Consider the following 10,392-nt stretch of genomic DNA (forward strand, 5'->3'; position numbering starts at 1 on the left):
CCCGAGGAGTTGGCGGCATGACGCGCGTCCGGAAAATTGGCGGTGGAAGTCAGATTAGGGCTGGACTGTCAGGATATATCGCGGAGATGGCCAGCGCTTTTACCTGCGCGTCGCTGGGGATCGTGCCCACCGTCCGGCATAGCGACTATATCGGTTCCTGGCTTGCCGTCCTGCGCGAGGATGAGCGGGCAATCTTCAAGGCGGCAAGCGCGGCCAGCAAGGCGGCCGATTATCTCCTGGGCATGGAAGGGGCAGCGGCATGACCGACAAGCTTCCCCTGCGCGTCTTCCTGAGGCGCGGGCGCCGATCGCTCCGCCGCATGACCGTCCTTCAGCGCACCATCTTCTTCGATATCCGGATGGAGGATCTAAGCTATGCCCAGCTTGCCGAACGGCACGGCATCAGCGCCGAGCAGGCTGAAGCAGAATTTGCCGCCGCGCTGCGCATCTTCCTGCGAACCTTGTACGAGCCCGAGCCCTGGTGGCGACGGCTTTCCCATCGTCTATGATCAACCCGCCGCGCCCGATGGCTTGCCATCGGGCGATCGGTCCGACAGGGTGGCTATGACATGCGTAACGATCTCGATCATCTTCCCGCCGACAAGCAGCGCGAACTGGCGCGCGTCGTGCAGATCATCTTCGAGGAATTCGAGGACGGGCTCGCGCTGGCCACGCAGGCTTGGCGCAAGAAGGGCCGCATCCAGAAGATCATCCTCTATGGCAGCTATGCCCGTGGCAGCTGGGTCGATGAGCCGCACACTGCCAAGGGCTACAAGTCCGACTATGATCTGCTGATCATCGTCAACGACCAGCGGCTGACCGATCGTGTCAAATATTGGCTTGGGGTCGATGAGCGGCTGATGCGCGAATATGGCATCACCGCCACGCTCAAGACCCCGGTCAATTTCATCGTCCACACCCTGCAGGAAGTGAATGATGGCCTTGCCCATGGCCGCTATTTCTTCATGGATGTGGCCAAGGACGGCATCGCCCTTTACGAGAGCGACGACAGGGAACTGCACACGCCAAAGCCCAAGACGCCGGACAAGGCGCTGGCCATGGCGCAGGAATATTTTGACGAGTGGTATCCGAGCGCGGGCGGCCGATTAGACACCGCCAGGTATGTGATGAACCAAGGCCGATTGAAAGAGGCGGCGTTCGACATGCACCAAGCTACCGAATTCCTCTATCACTGCGTCCTTCTGGTCTGCTGCTCCTATACGCCACACGTTCACAATCTCGCTTTCCTGCGCACCCAGGCGGAGCGGATCGACCGGCGGCTGGCCTATGTCTGGCCAAGTGAGCGACATATCGATCGGGCGCGGTTCGAGAAGCTCAAGGAAGCCTATGTGAAGGCCCGCTATTCCAAGCATTACAAGATCAGCGAAGAGGAACTCAGCTGGCTTGGCAAACAGGTCGAGGAGCTGGGCCGGGTCGTGCATGAAGTGTGCGCAGAACGCATCGCTGAATTGAAGCGCACCGCCGGCGTTATCGCCTGATCACCTGGACCTGATCATTAAGGCTGTTCGGCCTGCTTTCTGATGGCGTCGGCAAGGATCATCGCCAGCGACTCTTCCGCACGGGTGCGGGCCGCCGGATCCTTCGACGTCAGGTCCTGCCTGATCCACTGCGGCGCGCGCTCGATCACGGCGAGAATGGCGGCTTGCATCTGTTCACTCATGGCAGCGCCTATGCGCTGTCATGGCTGTTGAGGCAATGCATCGGCCGCGAACCTGCGCCGCCGGCTCCTCGGCGGCCGCCTCGGCAGCCTATCGCTCAGGCTCCTCGCTGTTCGATATGCTGTTTGGGCGCGATCATGACTTCTCTAACAAGGTCGGCGTCGTCCACAGCGAAGTGCTGCTGCCAGATGGTGCGCCAGAGCAATGGCGCGAGCGCGAGCAGCTGTGGAATGATGTCGAGGCCGCCGAGATCCGCAAGGACGCGCAGCTGGCGCGCGAAGTGGAGTTCGCCATTCTCCGAGAAATGCCGGAGGCTGACGGCATCGCCCTGGCCCGAGACTTCGTCCAGCGCGAATTTGTCGATGTCGGCATGGTCGCCGATCTCAATGTCCATTGGGATATCGGCGCCGATGGACTAGCCAAGCCCCATGCCCATGTGATGCTGATCCGAGATTGATATCTAACCTTACGCGCGCCCCTGAACTTTTCAACGGCGGGACGACACTCGCTGAAATGAGATCCTTTTTAAAGCCGCTTCCCGTCGGAATGACGTAGGTCCGCTGTGATAAGCCTTTCGGCTCAGCAATTGAACCGGGCTGAAAGATCAGCAGGCTGGCGCTTTCGTCGACTGCGATGTCATAAGAGCTTCCAGAACCGGGAGGCGAACAATGAGCAACGCAGAGTTTGTGACGGCTGAATAGCTAGCGGCGGTGAGCATCTGGCTTCCACCGCAGCTCAACATTACCCAGATTACAAACCCCGCCCGACCAGCTCGCAGCGGGGTTTTTGTGGAACGATCACAGTTTACGGGTGTAGTAGCAAAGCAAGTTTGCCACGCTGCTTGCACCTTCTCGACTAGGCCCCGCTCGAGCAATCAGAGCGGGGCTTTTTACTTGTTGCCATCAAGCCGCAACCGAAACATGCTGTGGAGATGGTGACAAGGCCCTTACCTCGTCACTCTCCCCGGACTGGCCCCGCGCGATCATTCGCTGCGGGGCCTTTTCGTGGAAAGTCCCCTTGAAGAATCGTTTGGCTTTTTGGTAAATTCCGGGCGTCCCAAGGTTCGCAGCCTGGGATGGCGCCCTTCTAACGAGGTCGCTTTTGTTCAACTCAAGGAGGAGCAAAATGCGCAGAATTTCGGACAAAGCCTATTATGAGCGCCGTGCGAGGACGGAGATCCGGAAAGCCAACATGACCAGCGACCCGTCAGCCAAGCGGGTTCATCTCGCTCTGGCGGCCAACTATCTCAAGCACGTTCGCTCAATGGAGGCCGATGCTGACCAGGACAGAAATCTTGAATTGGCCTAGACGTTTGATCTGCCACATCGTCGTAACATAACCCTGCTTTAGCGGCCGGTGACGAAGCCCCCTTGCTCGTCACCCTCCCACACTAGCCCCGCCGAGCGATCGAGCGGGGCTTTTTCGTAGTGGCCACAATTCTGCAACCGAACCTCTTGTCAGCCTGCATCCGATCGAGGTTTATTGCATCAAGACCGAAAATCTTAATTTCGATTAATTTACAATGTTGTAATTAACGATTAGTGGAGCGGCATCTGTCGTGAAGGTCGCAGCCCGTCCTTGACGCGGAGACCCCATCCTTATCTTACAAGTTGTGCGACCTGTCGGGATTTGGATGGGGTCGCTTGGCTTATGCTTTTCCCCAAACGTCACGCCGTCAGGTTTTGGCACCACACCTTGCTCTCATGCCGCTTAGCAGATCGGGACATCCATAGTTTCGGGCACGAACAATTTTTGGGCCTGCCATTAACTATGATCGTTACAGAAATATGAGCCGTAAATCTCTAAATCGAAGCCGTTGGGGTTTGGCTCCCAACCAGCTGCAAGGCCCACCTGAGAGGTTCTCAGGTGGGCCGTTAGGTCTCAATTTCTGAGCCTTCTTTCCGGAACTGATCAGAATTGAAGAGTATCGTCTTAGGCATTCTGCTGCCCTTTCTGGCTTGTCGATCTGCCCCCCCTCGGCTCACTCGCGACTGCGCGCTACGGGGCATTTTTACGGATTGCGCTGAGCAATACTTCTGGCAAGACTATCCATCCGGGTTTGGAAAGGGGGCGTGGCCATGGTTCATTCAACCCGCAACTCTGATGAATTATTCCAGCGGCATGCGCGCGAATATGCTGAGTTTTTTGGTTCGCTATCAACAGGTGCTGTTGCTCGCCCGGTATTTTTGAATGTAGCGGTCGAGTTGGTCATTTCGGAATTGAAAGCGGAGTTTCCGGACAACCCAGACACGCTGAGATCAGCGCTGATCAACCAAATTCGAGCAATCGATAGCGCTTCTAAACCGAGGCCTGCGAGTGAGGAGCGTTAATTTGAGCTGCACAAGGCCCGCACGTCACGCTTGATCTGGATTGCCGACATCCATACTATCCGCGCGTTCCTGCCGAGGTTCAACGTCATAGCGGCGCGCGTCAGGAACACCTTCTCGTGATGGGTCTGGCGCTACTCATGAAGCGCTGCTACCCGAGACTTGAGCCCGGCACGAACTCCCGAAGGTCCGCAAATTTTCGGCCGCGTCGGGCTCACCTTTCCTTGATCGACAAACCGCAAGCGCTCCCAGCCTTAATCCTGAGAAGCGAGGTGATCATGAATTCCGTTTCCCTCATTCCGTGGCAGGCAATGGAACTCCTACCGGAAGATAGGAAGGACGGCCGGCCGATGCTGCTTTGGAACCAGTTAGGAGTGTCCGTCGCAGCATGGGATAATTCGGACGGCGTTGAGTACTGGTGTCTTGCTTTCGGCGGGCTTCCCACTGGTAAATTCCCGGTCATTGCTCCCACACACTGGTCGGATATCAGTCCGCCGGTTTGAATACTCTCGATCCGTTGGTATATTGATTCTGCTCCTGCCGCGATTCATCGTCATCGCGGCGCGCGTCAGGGGCAATCGGGGGATTGTCGCATGCTTAGTGAATGGCGTGATTGGGATGCGGATCCTTTAGGTCCGCTCGAATGGCTTTTCTGAAGCGTCTCCATTCTGGGCGGTGCCGTTCTCATCATCCGAACCTTCTGATGTCGAACGCTTGATCGCCCGGTCGAGGGCCTTTGCAGTGGTCAGGACTTAGCCTAGCGCCTCCAACGCCTGCCCCCACTTTGCCCGCCCCGCGCGTGACCTTGCCCAAACCCATCAGTCGTCCCCTCATTTGGATATGGGCAGAGGAACGGTTTGACCGGCGAGTTCATGCGTGATGTCGGCCAGGAACTGGATTTTCCCGTCCGTCAAGAACGAATGGCAGCCCACAATCTTCCTCGCCGCGCAGGATCGGGGAGAGCGCGCCCATCAAGCGGCCCGCCGCTTCGCATACGCACCCAAGCCGAACGGATCGACCGGCGGCTGGCCTATGTCTGGCCGAGCGAGCGCCATGTGGATCGAGCGCGGTTCGAGAAGCTGAAGGAAGCCTATGTAAAGGCCTGCTATTCCAAGCATACAAGATCAGCGAAGAGGAACTCAGCTGGCTTGGCAAACAGGTCGAGGAGCTGGGCCGGGTCGTGCATGAAGTGTGCGCCGAACGCATCGCTGAATTGAAGCGCACCGCCGGCGTTATCGCCTGATCATTCAGGCTTTCCAGCCAATGCATCGGTGGCGAACATGCGCTGCCCCCGTCGGCGCCAGAGCAAAAGAAGCTGTTCGCGCTCATCAGTGCGCAACCGCGCCGCCGCTTCGCTGAGCAGCCCGAGCATCACCGCGCGATCATCATCAGTAAGCGCGACCAGCTCAGCCTTCACGACCAGACCGCCGAGCTCAATCAGATGCCGGGTGCGCTCGCGCCGCTTCATCTGCCAGTCCCGCCGATCATGCCGCGCCTGGCTCAGCTGCAGGCGATGGCGCGCGACCTTCACCCGACGCAGGGCTGCCCGGCTTGTCGCCAGCGCCTGACCCAGCATCATGCCGCTGTCCTGAAAAGAAGGCCGCGCCCCGCTTGCGCCACGCCTCCCGCCTTGGTGCTTCGGTTGTATTGGCAGCGGCAAGCAATGCGCCAGCCAGTTCCTCGGCGCTGAGCCCATCGGCTCCGGTCGCCATCACCAGTTCGCCCAGCTGGCTCTGCTTGCGGGCTTTAAGTTGTCGTGCCTTGTCGGTGAGAGCCTTGAGCTCTGCGTCATAGTCCCGTGGTCTGCGCATGGAGTATGGCCTTGCTGTTGGTGTCAGACCCCCGGCGTTATCGACCGTCTCGATCAGTCACAATGCGCTGGAATTTCCTGGGATCTCGTCATCCCGAAACTGATGAAATCTTTTGAGGGCGCGCTTATACGTCGTGCCGACGTGCTGCTTGAGGTGTAAATGGTAGGCCGTCATGGCGATCTACCATCTCTCGGTCAAAGTCATCTCGCGCGCCGCCGGCCGCTCGGCGGTCGCCTCGGCCGCCTATCGCTCAGGCTCCTCGCTGTTCGATATGCTGTTCGGGCGCGATCATGACTTTTCGAACAAGGCCGGCGTCGTCCACAGCGAAGTGATGCTGCCCGATGGCGCGCCAGAGCAATGGCGCGATCGCGAACAGCTGTGGAATGCGGTTGAGGCCGCCGAGATCCGCAAGGACGCGCAGCTGGCGCGCGAAGTGGAGTTCGCCATCCCCCGAGAAATGTCGCAGGCTGAGGGCATCGCCCTGGCCCGCGACTTCGTCCAGCGCGAATTTGTCGATGTGGGCATGGTCGCCGATCTCAATGTCCATTGGGATATCGGCGCCGATGGACTGGCCAAGCCCCATGCCCATGTGATGCTGACCTTGCGCGAAGTGACGCCAGAGGGCTTTGGCGCCAAGGTGCGCGACTGGAACAGCACGCAGCTTCTCAGCCATTGGCGCGAGGCCTGGGCGGAGCATGTGAACGAGCGCCTGGCCGCTCTCGATATCGATGCACGCATCGATCATCGCAGCCTGGAAGCCCAGGGCATCGATCTCGAGCCCCAGCACAAGATCGGCCCGGCCGCGGCGCGCATGGGGGAAGCGGGCCAAGTCAGCGAGCGGATCGAAGAGCATCATGAGATCGCCCGCTCCAATGGCGAGAAGATCCTCGCCAATCCGGGCATTGCGCTCGATGGCATCACCCACAATCAGGCGACCTTCACCACTCGTGATCTTGCCATGTTCGTTCACCGCCATAGCGAGGGGAAGGAACAATTTGATCGGGTCATGGCGGCGGTCAAAGCCTCGCCCGATCTGGTGGCGCTGGGCAAGGATGGGCGAGGGGAGGCGCGGTTCACCTCACGGTCCATGCTGGAGACCGAACAGCGGCTCGAAAAGGCCACCGCCACGCTCGACGCGCGGCGCCATCATGGGCTGGCCGATCGTCATGTCGAACGGGCGCTGGCACAGGCCAGCGCGAGCGGGCTCGACCTCTCGGCCGAACAGCGTGGCGCGCTCGAGCATGTGACCAGTGCCAAGGGGCTGAGCAATGTCATCGGCTATGCCGGCACCGGCAAGAGCGCGATGCTGGGCGTGGCCCGCGACGCCTGGGAGCGGGCCGGCTATGATGTGCGCGGCGCAGCGCTCTCGGGCATCGCTGCGGAAAATCTGGAAAGCGGGTCGGGCATAGCCTCGCGCACGATTGCCAGCCTGGAGCATCAATGGGCGCAGGATCGCGAGCGTCTGACCGACAGGTCGATCCTGGTGGTCGACGAGGCCGGGATGATCGGCACGCGTCAGATGGAAAGGGTGTTCCAGGAAGCGGAGGCGCATGGTGCCAAGGTCGTGCTGGTCGGCGATCCCCAGCAGCTGCAGGCGATCGAGGCCGGCGCCTCGTTCCGCGCCATTGCCGAGCGCCATGGCAGCGTAGAGATCAGCTCGATCCGCCGGCAGGCGCACGACTGGCAGCGCGAGGCGACCAGGGCGCTGGCGACCGGTCGCACCCATGAGGCGATCGCCGCCTATGGCGACCATGGCCATGTCCATGCTGCCGAGACGCGCGAGGATGCGCGTGGTGACCTGATCGAGCGGTGGGATCGCGATCGCATCGCCGACCCACAAGCCAGCCGCATCATCCTTACCCACACCAATGACGAGGTGCGCAGCCTCAACGAGGCGGCGCGCGAGCAACTGCAGCGGTCAGGGGAACTGGGCAGGGATGTCAGCCTCACCGTCGAGCGCGGCGCGCGCAGCTTTGCCGACGGGGACAGGATCATGTTCCTCAAGAATGAGCGCAGCCTTGGGGTGAAGAATGGAACGCTCGGCACCATCGACCATGTCGACAAGGCGCATATGCGGGTATCGCTCGATGATGGGCGCCAGGTAGGTTTCGACACCAAACATTATGCCCATATCGATCATGGCTATGCCGCCACCATCCACAAGGCGCAGGGCATGACGGTGGACAAGGTGCATGTGCTGGCAACCCCAGGGCTCGATCGCCATGCCAGCTATGTCGCGCTCTCGCGTCACCGCGAAACCGTCAATCTTCATTATGGCAAGGATGACTTTGCCAATCAGGGCAAGCTCGTGCGCACGCTCGAGCGTGAGCGTGGCAAGGATATGGCATCGGACTATGGGCGCGGGCCGGAGCCGACGAGCCTGATGCAGCCCCAATCCCAGTCCCAGCCACCGCATCAGGTCCAGCCACCGCATCAACCCCAGGCCGAGCCCCCGCTTCAGCCAAAGCGCAGTATCTTCGCCGGGCTGAAGCTCAATGCCGCGCCGCTGGACCAGCGACCGGCCATGCCCTCGTTCGACAAGGCGGTTCAGGACTATGCCAGGGCCTTGCAGCAAGGGCAGGCCATGCGCGCCCAGGGCTATGAGCCGCTGATCGAGCAGCAACAGGCTGCCCAGCGGGCGCGCGACGCGCTCGAAGCGCTGCGCCCCCAGGCATCGCAGGATCTGAGCGCCGCCTTTGGTAAGGATCGCGGGCTCATCCATGAAGCGGCCGCCGGCCACAGCGGCAATGCCATTAGGCAGATGCAGGTGGAGCGAGACATGCGTGTCGCAGGCCAGCAGCGCGCAGATCGCTTCATTGCCGATTGGCAAAGCAGCGACAGCCAGCGTCAGGCGCTCAGCCGCAGTGGCGACCATAGGGGAAGCGGGCAGGTGCGTGAGGCGATGGCGGGCATGGCCAAGGGGCTGGAGCGCGATCCTCAGCTGGAGTCGCTGCTGCGCAATCGCACCAAAGAGCTCGGTCTGTCCTCCCAAAGCGGCCAATCGCTGTCGCAGGATCTCCAGCGGCATCTCGGACGCTCGCTAGGCCGTGGCCTTGGGCTTTAGGACCTGATCGTGCCCGGACAAGCCAAGCCATCAGGATGATGACGATTCATCTTAAGGTGGCGCGGAGCAAACTGACGGAAGAAGCAGTTATTGGTTAGCTTATGTTCACATGAAATTCCATATGCTGACGTCGGTACGTAATTGTTCGATGATGTATGCCGCTAGATGTAACTTGATATTGAAACTTTTGATACCAGCACAATGCCGTGTACAGTCGTTAGATTCAAAGACGTGTCGGCTATGCGCGCGTTGATAAGCTGAGATAGCGTAGCTTCTCCATTATTTACAAATAATTCTACGGACGAAATGTCGATAAATAAGCTAACGTCTACTACACCTTCCGAAAAATCGCATGGCAGACTTCGATCTAGGCGCCACGCCTCGCTGTCAGGTGCTTCAGGGCCACTGGTCACGCGTCTGATAATTGCCCTATTATTACCTAGCTCAAAGCATATCTGAGTGGAGTAACCGGAACCTCCGCGGACGGATAGCCACACTATTGATGGCCAAGCCGATCCGATCCGGTTGAGCGTGAGGTCGATCCGCCCCGCAACCATTCTAGCATTGTCGGGCCAGATATAATCATAACCATCTGCAATCGTCTGATCAGAGCCCTGGGCAGTAAGCGCGAATATCTTGTTCTGTGCTGGCAGAGGGGTGCTAGAAAGCCGCGGTGCATTGTTGATCAGTCGTAAGCGCAATTCGCGAACAATGCTGAGTTGACCTCGATAATCGTGGGTTGCTGGTAGTTGGTTTGCATATGCCCAGTTGTTCATCCATCCCATTGAGTATGCACAAGCAATGGGATCGGCAGCTTGAGGGTCATTCCATATAACGGCCGCGTAAAAATCAGCTCCGCCATCTAGCCATTGGCCGTCGGGAGCGCTGGCCGTGAAGGTCGTGCCATCGAATTCGCCTACCCAATACCAGGTTCCACCCGTGAAGCCGGAAGCCGTCCCATCTCCGCCTACCAGCAAAACCCATTTATCTGCCGAAGTTGTGCCATCTGGATTGTATAGATGCAGTTTGAAGAGATGCGAGCATTCCATCACGCCACCGACGACCGTTGACAGAAAACCGCTGGAATAAGTCCAGTGCTTGAGATCTGGCGAAGTGTAGATGCCGATCTTGCCTTCCTCTGACAGCGTCATAATCCAATTGCCGCTGGTCTCATGCCAGAAAACCGTGGGGTCGCGAAACTGCCTGTTGCCTGGGAAATTGGGTAGCACGATGTCGTGAAAGGTGAAGCTGGCACCCTCATCAAGAGAGTACCAGAGTGCGCAGGACTGGTTTTGCCCGGCGGCATTGTCTGCGGGCATTGTAACGAGCGCGATCAGTGCGCCGGGGCCGAATCCGGCAGTATTGGTGACATCGACAACCGCGCTCCCGGTCCAGATGTCTCCAAAGGATGTTGTGCGGCGTGGGATCGATATACCGTAAGCGGTCAAAATCCCCCACATTCTCATGATTTCGCGATTTGGTAGGTGTTGAGCCTTGCATTTGCGAGGTGGT

General features: G+C 59.4%; 10 protein-coding genes and 2 pseudogenes. 8 read left to right on the plus strand and 4 right to left on the minus strand.

Going from position 1 to position 10,392, the window contains the following annotated elements:
- The 3 genes from AC0KVN_RS27000 to AC0KVN_RS27010 all read left to right on the plus strand — a co-directional run.
- Window positions 1–263: zincin-like metallopeptidase domain-containing protein (locus tag AC0KVN_RS27000; protein WP_483656736.1), on the plus strand; the 263-nt coding region annotated here is incomplete at its 5' end.
- A complete protein-coding gene (locus AC0KVN_RS27005) occupies window positions 260–508 on the plus strand; it encodes an iron dicitrate transport regulator FecR (protein WP_136185684.1) in 249 nt (82 codons plus the stop codon). The genes AC0KVN_RS27000 and AC0KVN_RS27005, both read left to right, overlap by 4 nt.
- Before the next feature lie 60 nt (window positions 509–568).
- Window positions 569–1,498, plus strand: coding sequence for a HEPN domain-containing protein (locus AC0KVN_RS27010; RefSeq protein ID WP_435568935.1), 930 nt, complete (start codon window positions 569–571; stop codon window positions 1,496–1,498).
- A 17-nt stretch (window positions 1,499–1,515) separates the two neighbouring features.
- Here AC0KVN_RS27010 and AC0KVN_RS27015 read toward each other — a convergent pair whose 3' ends face one another.
- Window positions 1,516–1,680 (minus strand): DUF6771 family protein, encoded by a 165-nt coding sequence (locus AC0KVN_RS27015; protein WP_168708690.1) that lies wholly within the window; start codon window positions 1,678–1,680, stop codon window positions 1,516–1,518.
- Window positions 1,681–1,700: 20 nt separating this feature from the next.
- Here AC0KVN_RS27015 and AC0KVN_RS27020 point away from each other — a divergent pair.
- The 4 genes and pseudogenes from AC0KVN_RS27020 to AC0KVN_RS27035 all read left to right on the plus strand — a co-directional run.
- Window positions 1,701–2,123: pseudogene (locus tag AC0KVN_RS27020) on the plus strand (MobA/MobL family protein); the annotation flags it as partial.
- 680 nt (window positions 2,124–2,803) lie between these two features.
- Window positions 2,804–2,986, plus strand: a complete 183-nt coding sequence (locus AC0KVN_RS27025) for a hypothetical protein (RefSeq protein WP_435568933.1) — start codon at window positions 2,804–2,806, stop codon at window positions 2,984–2,986.
- A gap of 770 nt (window positions 2,987–3,756) precedes the next feature.
- Window positions 3,757–4,008 (plus strand): hypothetical protein, encoded by a 252-nt coding sequence (locus tag AC0KVN_RS27030; RefSeq protein WP_136186525.1) that lies wholly within the window; start codon window positions 3,757–3,759, stop codon window positions 4,006–4,008.
- Window positions 4,009–4,997: 989 nt separating this feature from the next.
- Window positions 4,998–5,248: pseudogene (locus AC0KVN_RS27035) on the plus strand (nucleotidyltransferase); the annotation flags it as partial.
- Here the strand turns inward: AC0KVN_RS27035 and AC0KVN_RS27040 are convergent.
- Window positions 5,249–5,584: a conjugal transfer protein TraD gene (locus tag AC0KVN_RS27040; protein ID WP_483656737.1), complete on the minus strand. Its 336-nt coding sequence runs from the start codon at window positions 5,582–5,584 to the stop codon at window positions 5,249–5,251.
- Entirely contained in the window at window positions 5,490–5,816 is a 327-nt protein-coding gene (locus tag AC0KVN_RS27045; RefSeq protein ID WP_435568978.1) for a conjugal transfer protein TraD, read from the minus strand. Before AC0KVN_RS27045 ends, AC0KVN_RS27040 begins: the two co-directional genes overlap by 95 nt.
- Window positions 5,817–5,988: 172 nt before the next feature.
- On the opposite strand from AC0KVN_RS27045, the gene traA reads away from it, so the two are divergent.
- Entirely contained in the window at window positions 5,989–8,880 is a 2,892-nt protein-coding gene (gene traA / locus AC0KVN_RS27050) for a Ti-type conjugative transfer relaxase TraA (protein ID WP_483656738.1), read from the plus strand.
- Between the two features lie 161 nt (window positions 8,881–9,041).
- Here traA and AC0KVN_RS27055 read toward each other — a convergent pair.
- The coding region (locus tag AC0KVN_RS27055; protein WP_483656739.1) for a glycoside hydrolase family 32 protein at window positions 9,042–10,392 on the minus strand (1,351 nt) is incomplete at its 5' end.

Source organism: Sphingobium sp. SG1 (assembly GCF_057063145.1).

Bases quoted from the DNA above. Each gene is read 5' to 3' on its own strand.
- AC0KVN_RS27005 (WP_136185684.1), top strand. From the start codon at position 260: ATGACCGACAAGCTTCCCCTGCGCGTCTTCCTGAGGCGCGGGCGCCGA.
- AC0KVN_RS27045 (WP_435568978.1), bottom strand. From the start codon at position 5,816: ATGCGCAGACCACGGGACTATGACGCAGAGCTCAAGGCTCTCACCGAC.
- traA (WP_483656738.1), top strand. From the start codon at position 5,989: ATGGCGATCTACCATCTCTCGGTCAAAGTCATCTCGCGCGCCGCCGGC.
- AC0KVN_RS27040 (WP_483656737.1), bottom strand. From the start codon at position 5,584: ATGATGCTGGGTCAGGCGCTGGCGACAAGCCGGGCAGCCCTGCGTCGG.
- AC0KVN_RS27025 (WP_435568933.1), top strand. From the start codon at position 2,804: ATGCGCAGAATTTCGGACAAAGCCTATTATGAGCGCCGTGCGAGGACG.
- AC0KVN_RS27030 (WP_136186525.1), top strand. From the start codon at position 3,757: ATGGTTCATTCAACCCGCAACTCTGATGAATTATTCCAGCGGCATGCG.
- AC0KVN_RS27015 (WP_168708690.1), bottom strand. From the start codon at position 1,680: ATGAGTGAACAGATGCAAGCCGCCATTCTCGCCGTGATCGAGCGCGCG.
- AC0KVN_RS27010 (WP_435568935.1), top strand. From the start codon at position 569: ATGCGTAACGATCTCGATCATCTTCCCGCCGACAAGCAGCGCGAACTG.